General features: G+C 34.8%; 22 protein-coding genes. 20 read left to right on the top strand and 2 right to left on the bottom strand.

The genetic code is table 11. The features are described from left to right. Positions 1–181 precede the first annotated feature (181 nt). The 16 genes from ccoN to NYG92_RS05685 all read left to right on the top strand — a co-directional run bounded on the left by ccoN (position 182) and on the right by NYG92_RS05685 (position 14,375). The gene (gene ccoN, locus NYG92_RS05760; RefSeq protein ID WP_289233795.1) at positions 182–1,648 is read left to right on the top strand and encodes a cytochrome-c oxidase, cbb3-type subunit I; all 1,467 of its coding nucleotides are present in this window, start codon (positions 182–184) and stop codon (positions 1,646–1,648) included. 11 nt (positions 1,649–1,659) lie between these two features. Continuing rightward, on the top strand, positions 1,660–2,325 hold the full coding sequence (gene ccoO / locus NYG92_RS05755; protein ID WP_270960767.1) for a cytochrome-c oxidase, cbb3-type subunit II: 666 nt from the start codon (positions 1,660–1,662) through the stop codon (positions 2,323–2,325). Between the two features lie 4 nt (positions 2,326–2,329). Then, positions 2,330–2,593 carry a cytochrome c oxidase, cbb3-type, CcoQ subunit gene (locus NYG92_RS05750; protein ID WP_289233794.1) on the top strand — a complete coding sequence of 88 codons (264 nt, stop codon included), beginning with the start codon at positions 2,330–2,332 and terminating at the stop codon, positions 2,591–2,593. Beyond that, positions 2,593–3,471, top strand: coding sequence for a cytochrome-c oxidase, cbb3-type subunit III (gene ccoP / locus NYG92_RS05745; protein ID WP_289233793.1), 879 nt, complete (start codon positions 2,593–2,595; stop codon positions 3,469–3,471). The genes NYG92_RS05750 and ccoP overlap by 1 nt, the downstream gene beginning before the upstream one ends. Next, positions 3,471–3,689, top strand: a complete 219-nt coding sequence (locus tag NYG92_RS05740; protein ID WP_270966946.1) for a DUF4006 family protein — start codon at positions 3,471–3,473, stop codon at positions 3,687–3,689. The genes ccoP and NYG92_RS05740 overlap by 1 nt, the downstream gene beginning before the upstream one ends. Continuing rightward, positions 3,686–3,787, top strand: a complete 102-nt coding sequence (locus NYG92_RS05735; protein ID WP_223293652.1) for a hypothetical protein — start codon at positions 3,686–3,688, stop codon at positions 3,785–3,787. Before NYG92_RS05740 ends, NYG92_RS05735 begins: the two co-directional genes overlap by 4 nt. Beyond that, positions 3,784–4,404, top strand: a complete 621-nt coding sequence (locus NYG92_RS05730) for a hypothetical protein (RefSeq protein ID WP_289233792.1) — start codon at positions 3,784–3,786, stop codon at positions 4,402–4,404. Before NYG92_RS05735 ends, NYG92_RS05730 begins: the two co-directional genes overlap by 4 nt. Then, positions 4,397–4,957 (top strand): hypothetical protein, encoded by a 561-nt coding sequence (locus NYG92_RS05725; RefSeq protein WP_270965077.1) that lies wholly within the window; start codon positions 4,397–4,399, stop codon positions 4,955–4,957. The genes NYG92_RS05730 and NYG92_RS05725 overlap by 8 nt, the downstream gene beginning before the upstream one ends. Then, positions 4,954–7,338, top strand: coding sequence for a PD-(D/E)XK nuclease family protein (locus NYG92_RS05720; protein ID WP_289233791.1), 2,385 nt, complete (start codon positions 4,954–4,956; stop codon positions 7,336–7,338). The genes NYG92_RS05725 and NYG92_RS05720 overlap by 4 nt, the downstream gene beginning before the upstream one ends. Further along, positions 7,335–10,064: a RecB-like helicase gene (locus NYG92_RS05715; protein ID WP_289233790.1), complete on the top strand. Its 2,730-nt coding sequence runs from the start codon at positions 7,335–7,337 to the stop codon at positions 10,062–10,064. Before NYG92_RS05720 ends, NYG92_RS05715 begins: the two co-directional genes overlap by 4 nt. A 10-nt stretch (positions 10,065–10,074) precedes the next feature. Next, positions 10,075–11,355 (top strand): adenine-specific methyltransferase EcoRI family protein, encoded by a 1,281-nt coding sequence (locus tag NYG92_RS05710; RefSeq protein ID WP_214146495.1) that lies wholly within the window; start codon positions 10,075–10,077, stop codon positions 11,353–11,355. Positions 11,356–11,440: 85 nt separating this feature from the next. Beyond that, complete coding sequence (rplM, locus tag NYG92_RS05705) at positions 11,441–11,866, top strand: 50S ribosomal protein L13 (RefSeq protein ID WP_027304373.1); 426 nt, start codon at positions 11,441–11,443, stop codon at positions 11,864–11,866. Between the two features lie 2 nt (positions 11,867–11,868). Further along, positions 11,869–12,261: a 30S ribosomal protein S9 gene (rpsI, locus tag NYG92_RS05700; RefSeq protein ID WP_004276650.1), complete on the top strand. Its 393-nt coding sequence runs from the start codon at positions 11,869–11,871 to the stop codon at positions 12,259–12,261. A 34-nt stretch (positions 12,262–12,295) separates the two neighbouring features. Then, a complete protein-coding gene (locus NYG92_RS05695; protein WP_289233789.1) occupies positions 12,296–13,246 on the top strand; it encodes an OmpA family protein in 951 nt (316 codons plus the stop codon). After that, complete coding sequence (locus tag NYG92_RS05690; protein ID WP_289233788.1) at positions 13,243–13,887, top strand: HAD family hydrolase; 645 nt, start codon at positions 13,243–13,245, stop codon at positions 13,885–13,887. The genes NYG92_RS05695 and NYG92_RS05690 overlap by 4 nt, the downstream gene beginning before the upstream one ends. 65 nt (positions 13,888–13,952) lie before the next feature. Next, positions 13,953–14,375: a PepSY-like domain-containing protein gene (locus NYG92_RS05685; protein WP_289233787.1), complete on the top strand. Its 423-nt coding sequence runs from the start codon at positions 13,953–13,955 to the stop codon at positions 14,373–14,375. On the opposite strand, the gene NYG92_RS05680 is transcribed toward NYG92_RS05685, so the two are convergent. Continuing rightward, entirely contained in the window at positions 14,372–15,004 is a 633-nt protein-coding gene (locus NYG92_RS05680) for a poly(A) polymerase (protein ID WP_432264562.1), read from the bottom strand. The two genes, NYG92_RS05685 and NYG92_RS05680, sit on opposite strands and share 4 nt — an antisense overlap. Continuing rightward, positions 15,004–16,812, bottom strand: a complete 1,809-nt coding sequence (gene typA, locus NYG92_RS05675; RefSeq protein ID WP_289233786.1) for a translational GTPase TypA — start codon at positions 16,810–16,812, stop codon at positions 15,004–15,006. Before typA ends, NYG92_RS05680 begins: the two co-directional genes overlap by 1 nt. 130 nt (positions 16,813–16,942) lie before the next feature. On the opposite strand from typA, the gene NYG92_RS05670 reads away from it, so the two are divergent. The 4 genes from NYG92_RS05670 to NYG92_RS05655 are packed head-to-tail and all read left to right on the top strand — an operon-like array spanning position 16,943 to position 21,830. Further along, complete coding sequence (locus NYG92_RS05670; protein WP_270977412.1) at positions 16,943–17,269, top strand: hypothetical protein; 327 nt, start codon at positions 16,943–16,945, stop codon at positions 17,267–17,269. A 14-nt stretch (positions 17,270–17,283) separates the two neighbouring features. Next, the gene (fliK, locus tag NYG92_RS05665) at positions 17,284–19,230 is read left to right on the top strand and encodes a flagellar hook-length control protein FliK (RefSeq protein ID WP_289233785.1); all 1,947 of its coding nucleotides are present in this window, start codon (positions 17,284–17,286) and stop codon (positions 19,228–19,230) included. A gap of 47 nt (positions 19,231–19,277) precedes the next feature. Beyond that, entirely contained in the window at positions 19,278–20,189 is a 912-nt protein-coding gene (locus tag NYG92_RS05660; protein ID WP_289233784.1) for a flagellar basal body rod modification protein, read from the top strand. A gap of 3 nt (positions 20,190–20,192) precedes the next feature. After that, on the top strand, positions 20,193–21,830 hold the full coding sequence (locus NYG92_RS05655) for a flagellar hook-basal body complex protein (RefSeq protein WP_289233783.1): 1,638 nt from the start codon (positions 20,193–20,195) through the stop codon (positions 21,828–21,830). The last annotated feature ends 53 nt before the right edge of the window (positions 21,831–21,883 follow it).

The following is a 21,883-nucleotide window of genomic DNA, read 5'->3' as shown; positions in this document are numbered from 1 at the left end:
TAAGCCATAAAAATCCTAAAAAATTTTGTTGAATTTTTGGGCTTTAATAAGACTTTTTAAATCTTAAATAAAAAAATTTTAAGCTTTTATTAATAAATGTTAGAAAAAATGGAATTTTAAGAATAAATCTATAAATAATATTCTATAATTTGAACTTATCATTTAATTTTAAGGAGAGTCGATGCACCCAGGTAATGTGTTGAACTACGACTATACGGTAGCGAAATACTTTATGTTTGCGACCATATTGTTTGGAATTGTAGGTATGGCGATAGGAACGCTCATAGCATTTCAAATGGCATATCCTGACCTAAACTACTTAGCAGGGGAATACGCCACTTTTTCAAGACTTAGACCGCTACATACTTCAGGCGTAATTTTTGGTTTTATGCTTTCGGGGATTTGGGCTACTTGGTATTATATAGGACAACGCGTTCTTAAAGTTTCTATGGCAGAATCGGCGTTTTTAATGGCAGTAGGCAAACTTCACTTTTGGCTTTATATGATAACGATGATTATCGCTGTTCTTACGCTATTTATGGGAGTAAGCACTTCTAAAGAATATGCCGAGCTTGAATGGCCTCTTGATATCCTTGTGGTATTAGTATGGGTTCTTTGGGGTGTGAGTATCTTTGGACTCATAGGGATTAGACGCGAGAAAACTCTTTACATTTCTCTTTGGTATTACATCGCGACTTTCTTGGGCATCGCTATGCTTTATTTGTTTAATAATATGGAAGTGCCAACCTACTTTATCGCTGGACTTGGAGACTGGTGGCATAGTGTTTCTATGTATGCTGGGACAAATGATGCTTTAGTGCAGTGGTGGTATGGACACAATGCCGTTGCTTTCGTCTTCACCGTGGGAATCATCGCTCAAATTTATTATTTCTTACCAAAAGAAAGCGGACAGCCAATTTTCTCTTACAAGCTTTCTTTATTTGCTTTTTGGGGCTTGATGTTTGTGTATTTATGGGCGGGAGGACACCATTTAATTTATTCGACCGTGCCTGATTGGATGCAAACTATGGGTTCGATTTTTTCCGTTGTTCTTATCTTACCTTCTTGGGGTTCAGCGATTAACATCTTGCTAACAATGAAGGGTGAGTGGAGTCAGTTAAGAGAAAGTCCTCTTATTAAATTTATGATTTTAGCTTCAACTTTCTATATGTTCTCAACTCTTGAAGGTCCTATACTTTCTATTAAGTCAGTGAATGCTCTAGCACACTTTACTGATTGGATTCCAGGGCATGTTCACGATGGCACACTTGGCTGGGTTGGCTTTATGACTATGGCAGCACTTTATCATATGACACCAAGAATGTTTAAAAGAGAGCTTTATAGCAAATCTTTAATGGAGGCACAATTTTGGGTGCAAACAACGGGTATAGTGCTTTATTTCTCATCAATGTGGATAGCAGGTATCACTCAAGGTATGATGTGGAGAGCTACTGATGAATATGGCAGCCTACTTTACACTTTCATCGATACTGTTGAAGTGCTTATGCCTTATTATTGGATAAGAGCGATTGGCGGGTTGTTGTATTTGCTAGGATTCTTTATGTTTGTTTATAATATTTACAAATCAATTAGCTGTGGAAAAGTGCTTGACAAAGAGCCAAAAAGCGCTTCGCCTATGGCAGCATAAAAGGAGAAATAATGTTTGCTTGGTTAGAGAAAAATCCTTTCTTTTTTGCTGTGGCAGTTTTCATCGTCATTGCTTATGCTGGTATTGTTGAAGTTTTACCAAATTTCGCAGATAATGCAAGACCACTTGAGGGCAAAAAACCTTACACCGTTTTAGAGCTTGCTGGAAGACAAGTTTATATTAAAGATAGTTGTAATGCTTGCCATTCTCAGCTTATCCGTCCATTTAAATCTGAAACAGACCGCTATGGTATGTATTCAGTTAGTGGCGAATTTGCTTATGATAGACCATTTTTGTGGGGTTCAAAAAGAACAGGACCTGATTTAGCACGCGTAGGAAATTATAGAACAGCAGATTGGCACGAAAATCATATGCTAGATCCTACTTCTGTGGTGCCTGGCTCTATTATGCCAGCTTATAAGCATATGTTTAGCAATAATGCTGACATTGAAACAGCCTATGCGGAGGCACTCACAGTAAAAAAAGTCTTTAATGTCCCTTATGATGTAGAAGGACAAACTAAACTTGGCACTTGGGAAGAAGCACAAGAGGAAGTTAAGGCTCAAGCGGCTGAGATTGTGGAGCAGATGAAAAATCAAGAGGTTAAAGACGCTTTTGCTAGAGGGGAAATCAAAGAAATCGTTGCATTGATAGCCTATTTAAATAGTTTAAAGTAAGAGTATGCAGAATTTAGAAATTTTTTTTAGCGTCATAGGACAGCTTTTAAGCTTTAATTTGTCCGGTATAGAAAAACGCGAATGGGAGATTTTTCAAGGCTATGGCTTTTTCTCCCTTGTTGTTTTTTTAGTCGTTGTTTTATATGCGTATTGGTTTCATCTTTATAGAAGCGAAAAAAGGGGTGAAAGAAATTATGAAAAATATGCCGACCTTGCTTTAAATGATGAACTTGATGACCGTATTTTAGAAAATAAAAGGAGTGCTTGATGCAATGGTTAAATTTGGAAGATAATATCAATCTTTTATCTTTGATTGGGGCGATTCTTATTATCCTAATCACGCTTGTGGTTGTAGCTAGAATTTTCCAACAGATGAAAGAAAAAAAAGAAAGTGCGGAGCTTAGTGAGCATAATTGGGACGGCATAGGCGAGTATAAAAACCCTATCCCTGTGGGTTGGGCTATTGTATTTTTTCTCACTATTGTTTGGGCGATTTGGTATTTTTTGTTTGGATATCCTTTAAATGCTTATTCAAGAATAGGCGAATATAATGAGGAAGTCGCTGCTCACACAGCCAAATTTGAAGAGAAATTTAAAAATCTTTCCACAGAAGACAAGGTCGCTATGGGTCAAAATTTATTCTTAGTGCAATGCTCCCAGTGCCACGGAATTACCGCTGATGGGATTAATGGCAAGGCTCAAGATTTAAACATTTGGGGTTCTGAAGAAGGGCTTATCGATGTCATCACTAAAGGTTCTAAAGGTATGGGATATCTTATGGGAGAAATGTCTCCAGCAGCTGATTTAGGCATTAGCGAAGAGGATATTCCAGCCGTAGCTGCTTATGTAGCAAAAGAAATTTCAGCCATTAAAAAAACAGCAAACGAAAATTTAGTTGCTAGAGGTAAAGAAGTGTTTGCCACTTGTGTAACTTGCCACGGCGAAGATGGCACGGGCGTTATAGGGGGTGAGGTTATGGCTCCTGATTTAACAAAATATGGCTCTGCTGAATTTGTGGTTGAGGTCTTAAATAGAGGCAAAAATGGTGCGATCGGCTCTATGCCTAAATTTAATAGCGATCTCTTAAGCGATATTCAAAAACAAGCTGTTGGCGAATATGTCATTTCTCTTTCAAGGGGTGAGTAATGGAAAACACTAATCGTTGCGTATTTTCACTTTCGGGTGTTACAGGTATGCTTATAGCGACAGTTTTATTATTGGCGATTTTAGTTGGGCTTACTATTTGGGGTATTAAGGCACAGCAAGATGTTATGCAAAAGCCTTATAAACTTGAAAATCCACAAGCGATCAAGATGATAGGCTCTAAGGAACAAGATCATATAATTATAAAGGACACAAAATGAGTAAAACACTTGAATATTTAATCCTTGTGGGCTTAATCGTTAGTGCTGTGGTAACAGCTTGGTCTGTTTTAACCCTTAATCATCTTAACATAGGATGAAAAAATTTCTTCAAGGTGGCTTTTTAGCCATCTTTTTATCTTCTTTAATGCCTCTTTCTTGTTTTGCGTTAGAGGCGGTGATTTATAATGAAAATGTTTTAAGTCAAAAAGTCAGCAATGAAATTAACCTCATCGGCAAAGAATTATATGAAAAAACGGGAATTTTTTTAGCCATTGCCACTGGAGAACAAAGCTCGTTTGAAAACTTAGTTCAAAAACAAAAAGATTTACCAGAGCCTAATGTCTTGCTAATTCTTTCTAAAAATTCACACAAAGTCGATATAATAGGCTCTAGTGAAGCTTTAAGCTTTTTTGATAAAGAAGCGGTTTTAAGCCCTTATGCTGGCACAGGCACTATATTTCCTATACTAGCCTCTAAAAAAGGCGATATTTATAACGCTGCTCTTTTAAATGGCTATGGCGATATAGCTGATAGACTTGCTAAGTATTTTAATATCAAGCTAGAAAGCTCCATAGGTAATGCCAACAAAGACACGCTAAATATACTTCGCATTTTACTTTATGGCTTTATTTGCTTTGCTTTGCTTTACTACACGCAAAGAAGATTAAAAAAACGAGACACAAAAATAAAAACAAAAAGGAGACGCTTTGGATAAAAAGAAAACTTTTTGGCCTTATGGAATTTTGCTTTCTCTTTTTGCTATTGTTTTAGCTTGTGTGGCGACTATCATTTTTGCAAGTGGGTATCCTGTTTATGAAGACGATAGCTTTTTCTTAAGCTATCAAGAAGTGGAAAACAATTATGATCAAATCGAACTAAAGCAAAAAAAATTTTTTGAAAATTTTGCCTTAATACTTGATGATAGCAAGATAAATTTCGAAGAAAAAATGATTGATGAAAAACGCTCAAAAAAAGCTTATGTTTTAAAAGATGATAATATCACTTTACTTTTAGTCAAACAGCCAGAAGGCAAAATCGAACTAAAAGATATTCATTTAAGTGCTAAACTCACAAGACCTCATACAAGCGAAAATGATATGTTTTTACAAGAAAAAAATGTTAGCATTAAACTCTTTAATAATGGAGCTAAAGCAAAGGCTTATTTATTTAGTTTGCCTACACTTGCAAAAGGCAGGTGGCAGCTTAAAGTAAAGGCTGAAAATAAGGACATTTTAGGCTTTAAAAGTTTTGAGTTTTTCGTGCAATGAAACTTTATGTTTTTAGCTCCTCAAGAAAGATTAAAGAGTATTATCAACAAAGCAAAGGCACAAATGCCCTTATCGACCAAGCCTTAAGCGTAGCCGAATTTTTAGATAAAATTTGCCTAAGTCAAGGCTTTAGAGCTAGTGCTTATGAGCAATTATTATTAATGCAAGAAGCGTGCAAGAAGAGTCAAAATTTAGAACAAAAGCTTGGAATTTCAACCGAATTTTTTGCCTTTTTGAAAAATAATGAATATCTTTTTTCCTTCTTTAGAGAACTTGCCTTAGAAAATAAAAGCATTAAGGACTTGCAAAATAGTGATTATTATGCGAGTTACAATGAGCATTTAGAAATTTTAGACTGCGTTTTTCAAAATTATCTAAATCTTTTAAAAAGAGAAAATTTATACGATGAGCTTTCTTTGCCACTCTCTTACACTCTTAACTTGGACTTTTTGGAAGATTATGAAAGTATTATTTATGATTTGGAGGGTTTTTTAAGCCGTTTTGAGCTTTCTTTACTTTTGCAAATAGCAAAGCATAAAGAGCTTATTTTGCGTTTTAAGACAAGCAAATTTAATCTTGCTTATTTTAAAGAGCTGCCCTTTTTAAAAGATGTAAATTTAAAAGAAAATTACCATTATGAGTTTAACATCACGCAAAATATTTTACTTAAAAAAGAATCTTTAAAGCCAAAAAGTGCCTTTGTAAAAGTTCAGCAATTTGAGCTTAGGATTTTGCAAGCGGCTTTTGTTTTCGATGAAATTTCATCTTTTATAAGAGCGGGACTAAAGGCGGAGGATATTGTCGTCATTACGCCTGATGAGAGCTTTTGCGATTTCTTACGCCTTTTGGATCAAAATAATATGCTTAATTATGCAAGTGGGATTAGCATTAAAGAAAGCCTATTTTATCAAAGATTAAGAAGTCTTTATGAAAGTGCGAATTTGGACGATTTTTATTTTGATGACAATCAAAATTATTTTGACGAAGCACCAAATTTCGACCTGCATAATAGCCTTTTACACTATTTTAAGCTTGATTTTAAGGAATTTAAGGAGCATTTTACTAAAGAGTGTAAATTTTCTTATTTTGAAACCTTGATTAAACAATTTTTAGCAAATGAAAATAGCGAATTAAGCCTTTTTGTAGAAAAGGAGCTTTTTTTCATCAAAAATTTACTTACAAATCAAAAGTTAAATTTAAAGCAAATTTTAGAGCTTTTTTTTATGCAAATTTCTTCTTTCAAACAAAGCTATGTCGGCGGTGGGGCTGTTACTGCTATGGGGATTTTAGAAAGTAGAGGGCTTAGTTTTGATGGGGTGATTGTGGTGGATTTTAATGAAGATCTTATCCCAAAAAGAAGTGTTAATGAGCTATTTTTAAATAATGAAGTGCGTTCTAAAGCTGGACTTATAAGCTATGAAAAAAGAGAAAATTTACAAAGATTTTATTATGAACAGCTTTTTAAAAATGCTAAAAAAATAAGTATTTGCTATGTAGAAAATGAAGAAAAAAGCAGGTCGCGTCTTTTAGAAGACCTTGAATTTAGGCTTGATTTGACTAAGGAATTTAGCCAAAAGGCTTATTTAAACGCCTTAAAACTAAACTATAAAGCAAATATCATCAACCTAGAGCCTCCTCAAGCACCAAAATTAAAACATAATCTTTTCGCCACGCCCCTTTCTTACTCAAGGCTGACTTTATTTTTAGAGTCTAAACGCACTTATTTTTATAAATATATCAAACATTTAAAAGAGCCAAGAGAGCTAAAAATGGACATAAAAGAGCAAAACGATAGAAAGAGGCTTAAAAATTTAGGTATTTTTGTCCATCGTATTTTGGAGCTTTATTATAAACATTATGATTTTTTTGATGAAAAACTTTTTGCTTCCTTGCTTGAAAAAGAGGGGCAAAAAGAGGGACTTGACGCTCTTGATTTAGAACTTTTAAAGATAAAATTTAAAGAATTTGCAAAAAAGGAACAAGAGCGTTTTAAGCAAGGTTACCATATTAAGCATTTAGAACTTAATGTGGATAAAAGCATTATTTTAGAGGGTCAAAGGATAGAGCTTACAGGTAAAATCGACCGCATTGACTCAAATGAGCGTTTTGGGGAGCTGATATTAGACTATAAAAGTGGGAAAATCCCTGAAAAATCCTACCAACTCGCCTTTTATAAGCTTTTATATAATGAAAACGCCCACGCCGCTTTTTATGATTTAAATGATTTTGAGCTTAAAGAAGGTAAAGATACAAAAAGCATTTTTGCCCTTAAAGAGGAGCTTGAAAAGCTTTTAAAAGAGACGGATAAAGAAATCGTTTTTGAAAATGAAAAAAGCGATTTTTGTCCGTATAAATTACTTTATGAAAAAGATTTAAAATGAGTGAATTTAAGCCCTTTTTAGCCCTAGAGGCAAGTGCTGGTAGTGGAAAAACCTTTGCTTTGAGTATGCGTTTTGTTGCTTTGATTTTAAATGGAGCTAAAATTGATGAAATTTTAGCCATTACCTTTACCAAAAAAGCCACAAATGAAATGAAAAAAAGAGTGATAGAAAATTTCTTAACTTTTGACAAAAAAGAAGCCGAAACGAAAGAGCTTTGCAAGCTTTTAGGTAAAGATAAAGAGGAATTAGTCCGCTTAAGAGACGCTAAAAAAGAGGAATTTTTAAGAAAAAATCTAAAAATCTATACCTTTGATGCCTTATTTTCTCAAATTTTACGCTCCTTTGCTTTAAATTTAGGCTTGATGAGTGATTTTGAAAGTGTTGAAAATTCTCAAGATCTAAGAAGGACTTTTTTAAAAAAGCTTTCTAAAGAGGAGCTTAAAAAACTGGCAACTTATATTTTAAAAATTGATGAAAAAGAGCATTTTTTTAATGAGCTTGAAAGCCTTTATCAAAACGCTTATTTTAAAAGTCTTAATATAACAAATCAACCAGATTTATCCAAGCTTCAAAGTGCTTATGATGATTTGAGAAAATACTGCTTAAGTTTTGATAATGAAAAATTAAAAAATAATTTCAAAAGCGAAAAATTACATCTTAAAGAATTTTTAAAAAGTGCTATTATTGACCAATTTGAGGAAAGAAAATATTTGCGAGATTTAGCCCAAGAAGATGTCAATTTTACTGCAAAAAGAGAGCGTTTTTTAGAAAGTTTAAGGCAGTATGCCCTAGAGCTAGAGGACTTTAAAATAGCGAATTTAATGGAACTTTTAAAGATTTTTATCGAGGCAAAAAACGATTTACATAAAAATAAAAATATTTTAAGCTTTAGTGATATTAGCAGAAGGGTTTTAGATCTTATACGAAGTGATTTAAAGGATATGATTTATTTTAGGCTTGATGGGCGTATTAGTCATCTTTTAATTGACGAATTTCAAGACACTAGCGTTGTGCAGTATGAGACTTTAAAACCCATTATCGCCGAGCTTGTGAGTGGAGAGGGTGTGAAAAAAAATCGAAGCTTTTTTTATGTCGGGGACAAAAAGCAAAGCATTTACCGCTTTAGAAATAGCAAAAAAGAGCTTTTTGACCTACTTAGAAACACTTTTACGCAGATTAAAACAGAAAGCCTTGATACAAATTACCGCTCTTTAGGGCATTTAATCGAATTTGTTAATACTCAATTTAAAAATAAATTTGAAAATTTTATCCCTCAAAAGATTTTAGAGCAAAATCAAAATAAAGGCTTTGTTCGCATAGTGCAAAGCGAGGAAACAGACGCTAAAAAGACCAAGCAAGAACTTCTTAAAGTTTTAAAAGAACAGCTTGATTTCCTACATCAAAAAGGTGTTTTGTATGAGAAAATTTGCATTTTATGTTGGCAAAATAATGACGCAAATGAAATTTTAGAATATTTAAAAGAGCATAAAATCCCAGCTTTTACACAAAGTAATATTTTGCTTGAAAATAAGGCTAACGTGCGTTTGGTGTTAGAATATGCAAAATACTGCATTTTTGGCGATGCTTTTTATTTAGAAGTGATGAGGGAATTTTTAGGCTTTGAGCCTGAAAGATTGCAGCTTGATTTAGCTAAAAGTCCTGAGCAAAATGTGCTTTATCTTATTAAAAATTTAAAGCTTGACCTAGCCGATATAGCCTTGCTTCAGTTTTTAGAATATGCCAAGCAAAAGGACAATTTTATGGAGCTTTTATTTAGTCCTTGTCCTTTAAAGATGATGGGCGAGGAAAATTATGGCATTAGCATTATGACCGTGCATAAATCTAAGGGGCTTGAATTTGACTATGTTATCGTGCTTGATAGACTTTCAAAGGGTAAAAATGACAATGAGCAAATTTTACTTGAATACGATATTCAAAAAGGCTGGGAACTAAGGATTAAAAATGCTTTTCACAAAGCCGCGCGTGATACCTCCTATCAAAATTTTTTAGCGAGGATAGAAAAAGCTCAAAAAGATGATGATATTAACAAGCTTTATGTCGCACTTACAAGGGCTAAAAATGCTCTTATTGTCATTAAGAAAAATCCATTTTGCGTTAATGGTAACAATCCAAGCTATTTTAACGGCAAGGGTTATTTAGACCTTGAGTGTTGTGAAATAGGCACTCTTAATGAGCAAACAGCTCCTAAAAACGAGGAGCAAAAAGAGCAAAACACCCTTAAAGAATTTGTCAAAATTCCCCTACAAAATGTCGAAAAAATAGAACTTAAAGAAGAATTTCATTTTGGTAATGCCTTTCATTTTTGTATGCAAAGCTTAAGGCTTCCAAAGGGAGAAAATTTAGAAAATGTCAAGCAAAAAACAAGGGATAAATTCCGCCATTTTTTAAGCGAAGATGAATTTAACGCCCTTTTTAAAAGAGTGCAAAATTTACTTGAAAATAAAGATTTTCAAGCCCTTTTACAAGGTAAAAAATTACTCAAAGAACAGCCGCTTAGTTTTAATGGTGAGCTAAAAAGACTTGATTTACTAGCCTTAGATGAAAAGGAAGCGTTTATCATCGATTATAAAACAGGGGAATTTAATGCTAAAAATGCCGAGCAAATCGCCCTTTACAAACAAGCCATTAAAGAAATTTTAAATAAGCAAAACACAAGGGCTTTTTTGATATATTGCCAAGATGCAATTCAAATTTTAGAAAATTAATGAGAAAATGATGAAGCAATACCTCTACATCGCACAAGGAAGCTTAGAGCCTAGCAAATGCAAAATAGGCATTACAAACGATTTAAATCGCCGCTTGAAAGAATACAACTCCATTACGGGAATTTCAGCTGAAAATTCTTATTCTTATCTTTTTGCCGCCGAGGTGAATGATATGAGGGCTTTAGAACAAGATATTAAAAATAATTTTTCTCACCTAAGAGAACAAAAAAGCCGAGAAATTTATTTTTATAATCCAAGTCTTTTTGATATGTATGTTGATTTCATACAATCAAGCGAACATTTTCTTAAAAAAGTTCTTTTTAAAGAGCCTAAAAAGCCTAATATCGTAAAGCCAAAAGCAGTGCCAAGTATGAAAGAAAGGGGCATTGAAAAAAGAATTGATATTTTAAATAGGGCAAAAAGAGTAAAAGATGATGAATTTTATACGCGTATGGAGGATGTAGAGAAAGAACTCTCAATGTATCCAGCTAAAATTTGGAAAGATAAAGTCGTCTTTTGCAACTGCGATGATGCCATAGGAGTTAAAAGAGACTACACTGACTCTTCTGCTTTTGCCTTATATTTCTTAAAGCATTTCTTTCGCCTTAAGCTTAAAAAGCTTATTTGCACCCATTATAGTGGTAAAGTGGATTTATTTTCTTCGGGACCTAAGGGCTATATTTTTACTAAAGAAGGAGCAAATGAAATCATAGAAACACCAAAGGACTATACGGGGAGTTTTGACTCTGAGCTTTCTCTTAAAATTCTCAACGAGGAAGCTAACATCGTTTGCACTAATCCGCCTTTTTCAAAAGCGATAGAATATTGGGACATTTTAATAAAAAGTAAGAAAAAATTTATCATCATTTCTAATGTTACAATTCCCATAAGCACAGCTTTTATTCCTTATTTTATGAAAAAAAAGATGTGGGCTGGATATAATAGCATTGATGAATATCTTAACCAAAAAAGAATTCCCATAAGAGCTGCGGGACATTTTTTTACAAATTTCCCCATTAAAGATCGCCCTAAAATAAAGCATTTGAAATTCACACCTTTAAAGCAAATTCCTAATGAATATCAAAAATATGACGATAACGGCACACTTTTAGTGGATAATAATTTTATCCCAAATGATTATGATGCACCTTTCGCAGTTTCAGCAAGGCAAATTTTAAATGGAGTTTTAGAGTGTGGTTATGAAATCGTTTCACAAAAGCAATATACACCACTCATTGAAAATAAGCAAAAATTTAAAAGAGTGCTAATCCAAAAAATTAAAGAAAACTAAACTTTAAAAACGCTTAAATTAAGCTAAATTAAAGAAAATATTATTATAATTGCCTTTTTAAAAATTTTTGGCAAAAGGTAAGAAAATGACAAAGATAACAAAGCCAAACGAAGTCAAACGCGAATGGATCGTTTTAGACGCTGAGGGAAAGCGTTTCGGTCGTCTTTTAACAGAGGTGGCGACTATTTTAAGAGGTAAAAATAAGCCTTGTTATACGCCTAATGTTGATTGTGGAGATTATGTCGTCATCATCAATGCTTCAAAAGCTGTTTTCACTGGGGCAAATAAGGCTGAAGATAAGCTTTATCATAGGCATTCTGGCTATTTTGGAAGTGTGAAGAGTGAAAAATTTGGAGATTTACTTGAAAAAAACCCTGCAAAGCTTTATAAATTAGCCGTTAGAGGTATGCTTCCTAAAACAAATTTGGGTAGAGCTATGCTTAAAAAACTTAAAATTTACGCAGGAAGTGAGCATCCTCACACCGCACAAATCGCTAAAGAAGGAAAATAATTATGGCAAAAGCAACATACGCAACAGGTAAAAGAAAAACCGCTATCGCTAAGGTTTGGGTTAAGGCAGGTAGTGGGAAAATCAGCGTCAATGGAGTGGATTTAAACACTTGGCTTGGAGGACACGAGGCGATAAAACTTAAAGTCGTGCAACCCCTACTTGTAACAAAACAAGAAGCAAGTATGGATATACGCGCAACGACTTTAGGAGGAGGCTACTCCGCACAAGCTGAAGCTTTAAGACACGGAATTTCAAGGGCTTTAGCTGCTATGGACGCTGACTTTAGAGCCTTACTTAAACCGCAAGGCTTATTAACAAGAGATAGTAGAAGCGTAGAGCGTAAGAAATACGGACGCAGAAAGGCAAGAAGAAGTCCGCAGTTTTCTAAGCGTTAATGTGGATTTTAAATTCATTTTTGAAAGGTTTGTGATGAAAAAAATATTTTTATGTTTAGGTTTAGCAAGTGCTTTATTTGCAACGGATAATAGTGTCAAATTTGAACTAACCCCTACTTTTAGTTTTAATAAATTTGAGGGAAATTTAGACCTTGATGATAGGGCAGCCCCTGGTGTGAGACTTGGCTATCATTTTGATGATTTTTGGCTTGACCAGCTTGAGCTTGGCTTGGAGCATTATTCTAATGTAAAATATTCTAACACTGATAGAACAAATCTTACGAAAGTATTTTTAAGTGCGATTAAGGGCATTGATGTAGGTGAAAGCTTTTACTTTTATGGTTTAGCTGGTGGAGGTTATGAAAGATTTTCTAACGAGCAGTTTAACAATGAAAGCGGCGGTTTTGGACATTATGGTGCGGGTATGAAGTATAAACTTACAGATTCTTTAGCTTTAAGACTTGAGACAAGGGACCAAATAAGCTTCCACGAAGCAAATCATAACTGGGTTACTACGCTTGGTGTAAGTTTTGGCTTTGGCAGTGCAAAAGACGGAGCAGTTAGTAGAACTAGCTCCAAAGTAAAGGCTATTTGCCCAGTGCAGCCAAGAGAAGGTGCTTTGCTTGATGAAAATGGCTGCGAAAAGACTATTAGCCTAGAAGGACATTTTGAATTTGATAAAACGACTATAAATCCAGCTTTTGAAAGCAGAATTCAAAATATCGCCAAAGTCCTAGAAGAAAATGAAAAATACAATACCATTTTAGAAGGACACACAGATAACACAGGCTCAAGAGCTTATAACCAAAAGCTTTCTGAACGCCGCGCACAAAGAGTCGCAAATGAGCTTATGAAATTTGGCATAGAAAAAAGTCGCATTGAAGTTAAAGGCTATGGGCAAGATAAACCACGCTCAAGCAACGAAACAAAAGAAGGTAGAGCGGATAATAGAAGAGTTGAAGCAAGATTTTTCCTCGCTCAATGAAAGATAAAACTCTTCTTTTCGACCTAGATGGCACCTTGATAGACTCAACGTCTGCCATCTTAAATTCTTTTCACTTCGCCTTTGAAAAGCTGGGCTTAAAGCCTAGCTTAGATGAGGATATTAAACGCTTAATAGGGCTTCCACTTGATGAAGCTTTTAAAGTGCTTTGTAAAGAAAAGGCATATTTAGCCGAGCAATTTGTCGATTTTTATAGAGAAAAATACCGCACCATTTATTTAGACCAAACCACGCTTTTGCCTTTAGCTAAAGAGGCTTTAGAATTAGCCAACGAATTTGCAGATTTAGCGGTTGTAACGACTAAGGGGTCGCAATTTACTAAGCCTTTGCTAGATTTTTTAGGAGTGGGACATTTCTTTAAAAGCATAGTGGGGCGTAATGATGTGCAGTTTGCAAAACCTCACCCAGAGCCTATTTTAACGGCATTAAAAAGATTAAATAAAGACAAAACTCACGCTTTTATGATAGGCGATACTCAATTTGACATTTTAGCGGCTAAGGCGGCAGGAATTTCTCATATAGCCTTAAGCTGTGGTTATGAAAGTATAGAAAGCCTACAAAAATATAGCGATTGTATCAAAAATAACGCTTATGAAGCAGTAAAGCATATAGCAAATTTATAATTTTTACTTCACATTAACTTCACAAAAAAATGTTAAAGTTCTCTTATCAATTTAAAGGAGAAACAATGAAAACAAAAATCGCTCTAGCAGCTTTACTAAGTGCAGGTGTGCTTTACGCACAAGATATAGTTATAAGTCCAGCCCAGCTTCCTAACAATGTACAAAGCTTTTTAAACACACATTTTAAGGGTGTTAATATAGGACTTGCAAAAAAAGACCTAGATTCTTACGATGTAACTTTGACGGACGGAACGGAAGTTGATTTTATCATCAATGGAGAATGGAAGGAAGTTGATGGTAAATATAAGGCTATTCCGCTTGGATTCTTACCTTCTACTCTTGTAGCTAAAGTGCAAGTGAGCCAACCAAACGCACAAATTTTCAAAGTCGAAAAGCAAATTAACGGCTATAAATTTAAATTTAATAATAATATGGAAGTTTATACAGACTTTAATGGCAATATTTTGGGGCAAAAATTTGACGATTAAGCGTTAAAAAGGGAATTTAGTTTTTCTAAATTTCCTTGCATTATTTTCAAATTTTCCTCTACATCTTTTTTAAGATTGACAAAGAAAGGATTCGCCAAACAGGCGATCAAAACACGCCCTTCTTTAGCAAAATAGCTCGAAAGCTCGAAATTTTTTCTCACCACTTTTTCATAAATTTGCTCTTCATCGCCACCATTTAACACCTGCTTTGAAATCAAACAAATTCCACAAAAAAGACGCCCCAAATGATCCTTAAATTTCACATCATACAAGGCAAAATTTTTAAATTTAATGCCCTTTTCGCAATGAAATTCCCTTAAATCTTCGCTTAATTTAAATTGTATAAATTCCTCGCGTGAAAGCTCATTAATAGGAAAATACGCCTTATGACGCATTAAAAAAAGCTTTAAAACGCTAGTTTCAAGCTCCTTTTTGCTTTTTATAAGCTTTTTGCTTGTAAGGCGGTAAAAAAATACGCCTACAAACATAGCACCAATAATAGCAATCACCATATCTTTGATAAAAACAAAAGCTAAAAAGCCCACCAGTAAAGCTTCAATGAAACTTAGGAATTTCAAAATTCCTAAGCGTTTTAAGATATAGAGCCTTTGACTTTCTAAATTTGCCATTAAGATTTGCTCTTTTCCATCCTCTTTCTTTGAGTCGGGTCAAGATAGCGTTTTCTCACACGCACATTAAGCGGCGTTACCTCTACAAGCTCATCCTCCTCTATCCACTCCAGTGCGCGCTCAAGGCTCAGTTTTCTAGGCGGCACAAGCTTTATCGCATCATCGCTTCCACTTGCCCTAACATTAGTAAGATTTTTACCCTTGATAGGATTCACATCTAAGTCATTATTACGGCTATGCTCCCCTATAATCATCCCTGTATAAACCTTAGTCTGCGGCTCGATAAAAAGCACACCTCTATTTTGCAAATTAAAAAGAGAATAGCCCAAAGCCACGCCATTTTCCATAGAGATTAAAGCACCATTTGCTCTTTTTTCCACTGCTCCGCTAAAAGGTCGAAATTCTAAAAAGCTATGATTCATCACGCCCTCGCCCTTAGTATCCGTTAAAAACTGGCTTCTAAAGCCTATAAGTCCCCTTGCTGGGATTTCAAACTCAAGCCTTGTTTGTCCATCTCCTGTGGGCGACATCGTTTTCATTTCTGCTTTTCTTTTGCCTAGTTTTTCAATGACTGCTCCGCTAAATTCCTCCGGCACATCGATGACTAAATGCTCAAAAGGCTCGGTTTTCACGCCGTCTTCGTTTTTGACAATTACTTCAGGGCGTCCCATACAAAACTCAAAGCCTTCTCTACGCATATTTTCTGCTAAAATAGTGATTTGTAGCTCGCCCCTGCCGCTGACTTTAAATTTACCCTCGCCACTGCTTTCATATTTCATAGCGATGTTAGTTTTCATTTCTGCTTCTAGGCGTTCGGCGATTTTGTTAGAGGTTACATGCTTTCCCTCCGTGCCAGCAAGAGGTCCGTCATTAACGGCAAAAACTATGCTTAAAGTTGGCTCCTCAATGTGAAGGGGGTCTAAAGGCATAGGATTGTTAGGACAAACGACACTATCTCCTACATCTAAGGTTTCAAAACCTGCAATAGCCACGATATCCCCACTACCTGCCTCTTCGATATCCATTTTTTCTAAGCCCATAAAGCCTATGAGTTTGGAAATTCTGCCATTAACCTTTTCGCCGTCTGCTTTGACTAACATTACAGATTGATTTTTCTTTACAACGCCATTAAAAATTCTTGCTATGCCTATTTTACCGACAAAATTATCATAGCCTAGTGTGAAAACTTGAAGTTGGAGAGGATTTTGCTTATCTCCGCTTGGAGCGGGAACTCTTTCAAGGATTGTTTTAAAAAGTGGCTCCATATTATCACTTGTATCGTTTAGATCAAGTTTCGCATAGCCATTTTTAGCCGCCGCATAAACAATAGCAAAATCAAGCTGCTCGTCATTTGCGTCCAAGGCGACAAAGAGGTCAAAAATTTCATTAATCACGCGCTCAGGATCGGCGGCTGGTTTATCAATTTTATTAATCACAACTATGGGTTTTAAGCCAAGCTGCAAAGCCTTTTTAACCACGAATTTAGTTTGAGGCATCACGCCCTCTTGTGCATCGACTAAGAGCAATACTCCATCAATCATCTTTAAAACCCGTTCAACCTCGCCGCCAAAATCAGCGTGTCCGGGGGTATCGATGATGTTGATTTTCGTGCCTTTGTAATTAATGGCTGTGTTTTTAGAAAGTATGGTAATGCCCCTTTCTTTCTCTATATCATTACTATCCATAACGCGTTCTGCGATTTGCTCTCTTTCGCTAAAAGTGCCTGATTGCTTTAAAAGCTCATCGACCATAGTCGTTTTTCCGTGATCAACATGGGCGATGACGGCTATGTTTCTTATATTTTCCATTGTAACTCCCAAAGATTTAAAAGGGCTAATTATATAAAAACTTTGCTTAAAGATTGAAAATTTAACTATGACAAAGTTGGAATACTTTTTGCTTTAGTATCTGCAAGACTTAATTTTGAAAGGATACAAAATGTCAAAACCACTTAACGAAGTGCTTTTAAGCGAAATTTTTAACGCAGAGTGTGAAGCAAGGGAAAGCGAAACATTAATGCAAGTTCTTAATTTACTAGAAATTTTAAAAAGTGAAAAAAATAATAAAATGGCACGAATTTCAAGCGAATTAAGCGAACTTTTAGACAATGAGAAAAATTTCAAAAAAATTTCAAAAGCAAAGAATTTAAATGAGCTTTTAGAGCTTTTAACGAAATTACAAAAAGATAAAATGATAAAAGTTTATGAAAATTCTTATTTAGAAAAAAAATTTCCAGCCCTAACAAAGGACAATTTTTTAAAATAAACTAAGGATTAAAAATGTCAAATTTAGCCCCACAAAGCGAGATTTTAAATCTCGCCCCAAGTAAAACTAGTCAAACTTCTTTTAGTAAAACGATTAAAAATAATCCAAAAGAAGAAAAAGCTGGTGAAAATGAAAGGGAGAGCTTTTTAAATGCTTTACTTGCCTCCATTGAGGAGACAAATGAGCATTTGCCAACGCATATGAAGATAAGCGAAAGCGAAATCGTGGGTGAAGTGATACAAAAATTACAAATCGGCAATTTTGATGAGGGGGATAAAATAAGCGTTTTTGAATCCGCCCCTCTAATGCAAATTTTATCCGTGCTTGATAAATTAAAAACGGATCTTTCTAATGTAAAATTAGCCAATCTTGCAAATAATAATACCCTTTTACAACTCATCAAAAATGAAAATAATTTTAATGCTCTTAAAAATGCAAACAGCTTAGGAGAGCTTTTAAATTTGGCTAAAGATATGGGACTTGAGGTTAGGGACATTAAGGTCGATAGATTGCTTGATTTGAAAGCGACTTTTCCAAATTTAGATAAAAAAGACTTTTTTAAGGGGGCTATTGATAATGTTTTTAAAGAAGTTTTAAATCATAAATTAGCCCATATAGAAAAAGGCTTAGATAAAAATTTGCACACGCAAAATAAAACACCTGCAAAAACAAATGAGGCAAATTCCTTGCTTTCTAAAACTTTGCAAAATTTAGACTCTCTTATCAAAAAAGAGGATAAAACTCATCAGTTTGATAAAGCTAAAAAAGAAAACGATGAGGAGATAGAGCTAAAAATCCCTATAAAAACTAATAAAAATGAAATTTTAAACGAAGTTGTAGAAAAATTTTCACAAAAAACTAAAATCAATGAAAAAGAAACGCAAAGCAAAGAAACTCTTAAACTCAAAGAAGAAATAAAAGAGCCAAATTTAGAACCTAAAAAAGAGAATTTAAACATTCAAAAGGAAAATTTTAAGACTCAAAATTTAAAAGAGATGACTCATTTGGGCAAAGAGCCTTTAAATAAACCTGATGAAAATGTCAATTTACAAGAAAAAACTAAATCCCCTCTCAAAGAAGCCGTTTTAAATGCTACTTTAGGTAAAGATATAGCAAAAGAAACGATAAAAGAAACGCCCAATGTTAAAGATTTCATGCAACCTGATGAAAATGTCAATTTACAAGAAAAAACTAAATCCCCTCTCAAAGAAACCGTTTTAAATGCTACTTTAGGTAAAGATATAGCAAAAGAAACGATAAAAGAAACGCCCAATGTTAAAGATTTCATGCAAAAAGAATTTACACAAAAAGAAACTAGCAAAGAAAATCTTAAAGATGTGAAATTAAATCATCTTAGCGAGGGATTAAAAATCACAAGCGAAAATTTAACAAAAGTCGTGCAAAATAAAACGAGTGAAAATCTTTTTAGCGAACTTTTAAATAAAGAAACAAATAAAGAATTATTCACTAAAGAAAATGGCGAAAATACCGCCAATACAGAAAAGTCTGGCATAGATGATTTAAATAATCTTGTCAAAGATTTAAGCAGGGTGAGTCAAAATCAAAAAATCATCTCTCCAAAAGAGACCTTACAATACTTTTCTAAAGATTTAAAAGAGGCTATGGAACAGTATAAAGCGCCTGTTACCAAACTAAGCATTACGCTTAATCCTTCAAATTTGGGTGAAGTTGAAGTAACTTTAGTGCAAAGAGGAGCAAATCTTCACATTAATTTTAATTCCAATCATAATGCGATGAATTTATTTTTACAGCACCAAGCTGAATTTAAAAATTCTCTTGTAAATATGGGTTTTACAGGGCTTGAGATGAATTTTAGCGACCAAGGTAAAAAAGAACAGCAGCAAGAAAAGAAAGCAAAATCACATTATTATGAAGAAAATTTTGAAGAAGAAAATAGTCCTAAAATTAATTTAGAACTTGTTTTGGCAAAATATTTTTAAAGTGGAACAGTTATTGCTAAAACTATAAAAAAACAAAGGAGTGAAAGATGCAAACAAGTTGGAATCCAAATTTAAACTGGCAAAATGGAAGCGGTGGGACTCAGCAAAAACCTGAGGAAAACTGGAACCCTAATCTTAACTGGCAAAATAAACCTCAAACAGAGGATACACAAAAGCCTACAACTCCAAATCAAGGTAACCCAGGTGCAGAGCTAGATAAAGATGCGTTTTTAAAACTTCTTTTAATCGAAATGCAGCATCAAGATCCAACTGACCCTATGGATAGTGATAAAATGCTCACGCAGACCTCGCAGCTTGCCGCTCTTGAAATGCAGCAAAATACCAACAACGCCATGCAGAAAATGGTCGCGCAAATGGAAAAACTCTCAAACGCTATGGGAACAAGCCAAAGCATAGGTGCCTTAGGAGCTATCGGTAAAATGGCAACCGTTGCAGATAACAAAATCAAGCTTACAGGATCTAATGAAGTTATCGCCCTTAAGATGTATTTACCAGAAGCGTCAAATAAAGACGGAATTACCCTAGAAGTCTATGATAAAGATAATAAGCTTGTTTATACGGAAAAAGCGAGCGAGGGCAAGGAAACTCCGAGCGGACTCTTTACTATGGAGTGGCCGGGTAGAAATAATGACGGCGTTTATGCAGGGGATGGAAAATATACGGTTAAAATCGTCTATAACAATCAGCAAGGTGAGAAAGTAACAGCAAGCTATGGAACTTATCCTATCGAGGGTGTAGTGTTTAAAAAAGGGGTTGCCTATGCAAAAATGGCAGGGCAAGAAGTGCCATTTGACGCTTTAGGGGAGATTACAGATTATAAATTTAGTCTAGGTTCTAATAACTCGAACAATAATACAGGTGGAGATAGCGAAAAGCCAGAAACTGACAACAAACCAACAGACCCTAATGCAAAACCCGAAGAAAAACCTAAGGTTTAAGCAATGATGGGTGCATTTTATAACGGAATAAGTGGTGTTAAAACAAATAGTTTTGGTATTGACATCAGTGCGAATAATATAGCAAATGTCAATACCACAGGCTTTAAGTATTCTAATGCTGAATTTAAGGACATTTTTTATAGCACTATCACTTCGCAATCAACTAACCCAGCTCAAGGAGGATATGGTTCAACGCAAGCTTCTTCAAAACTAGTTTTTGAACAAGGCTCTCCTGTGGCAAGTGAGGGGGAATTTGATGTGGCTTTGCAAGGAAAGGGCTTTTTTGGTGTTTTGGGTGCTGATGGTATGCCTTATTACACTAGAAATGGGGCTTTTAAACGCGATGCAAATGGGCATTTGGTAGATTCTTATGGAAATTTTGTGTTAGGCACGATGAATCCAGCCTTTCAGGGTATAACATATAGCGATAGAGTAGCAGGGCTTATGGGCGATTACTTAAACACAGGAACACCCGTTAATAATGGCTTTACGGTAAATTCTAATGACAAATTTACTTTAGGCACCACAGGTTCACAAGGAGCTTTACAAGTGCCTATAAATATGTATCTTCCTCCAAAAGTTACGCAAAATGTGCAGTGGAAGGGAAATTTAAATACCAACACAAAAACTGAAGTTGTAACCATCGATTTAAATCCTAACAATTTTAAAGTGGAAAAAACACCAGATGGAAAATTTAAAGTCAGCGGAAGTGTAAGTAAAAATGAGGTTTTTAGTGCTAAGGAAAATGATAGAATTTTGCTTAATTTCATTGATAAAAATAGCGTTAAACAAAGCTTTGAAGCGACTTTGGATAAGGATTTAAATTTTGTTAGTAAAGAGCTTGACTTAAAGGGTTTAGATACCGACTCTATCAAGCTTGAATCCGCACAAATTAGCACGGAACAGCAAAAGGCAAATAAGGACATTTTAGAAGCTCCAATTTATAACGCTGATGGGAGCAAAAGCACACTAAGACTGACTTTAGAGAGAATTTTGCCTCAAGTAGGCGATACTATGGTATATAAAGCAAGCGCACAAATTTACAATGCTAAAGGCGAAGCGGTAGGAGAGCCAACTGAAGGAAGTATGACCTTTAATCAACACGGAGCCTTATTAAGCAATGACATTAAAAGCGTTAATAACCCTGAAGGAGGAATGATTAACATTGATCTAGGAACGCCTTATGATCCTAATATAGCAGGAAGTGGTTATAGTGGAATTTATGTTCAAGCGGGAAAAGAAAAAAATGTCATCACAAGACACGATGGCATAGCGGAAGGATTTTTCGACCAATACAGAATAGGCGATGGAGGTGAGTTAATCGCTCAATTTAGCAATGGACAAACCACAATAGTCGGCAAAATCGCCCTTTATAACTTCATCAACGAACAAGGCTTAATGGCTATGGGAGATAATATCTTCGCGGCTACGGGAAATAGTGGCGAGGCAAGTTTTATAATGAAAGATGGGGAAATTGTCAATACTGCTAAATTTAAAGGAGGCTTTTTAGAGCAGTCTAATGTCAATTTAAGTATGGAGCTTTCTAATCTTATCGTTACACAAAGGGCTTTTGATGCAAGCTCTAAAAGCATCACTACAAGCGATCAAATGATACAAAAAGCCATTAATATGAAAAAATAAGTCCTAAAATAGGACTTATTGACACATAAAATCTTTTGCACTATAATTTTTCG

Origin of the sequence: Campylobacter felis (assembly GCF_030250085.1) — a bacterium.
Lineage (GTDB): Bacteria > Campylobacterota > Campylobacteria > Campylobacterales > Campylobacteraceae > Campylobacter_D > Campylobacter_D upsaliensis.
This window is presented reverse-complemented; position numbering and strand designations above follow the sequence as displayed.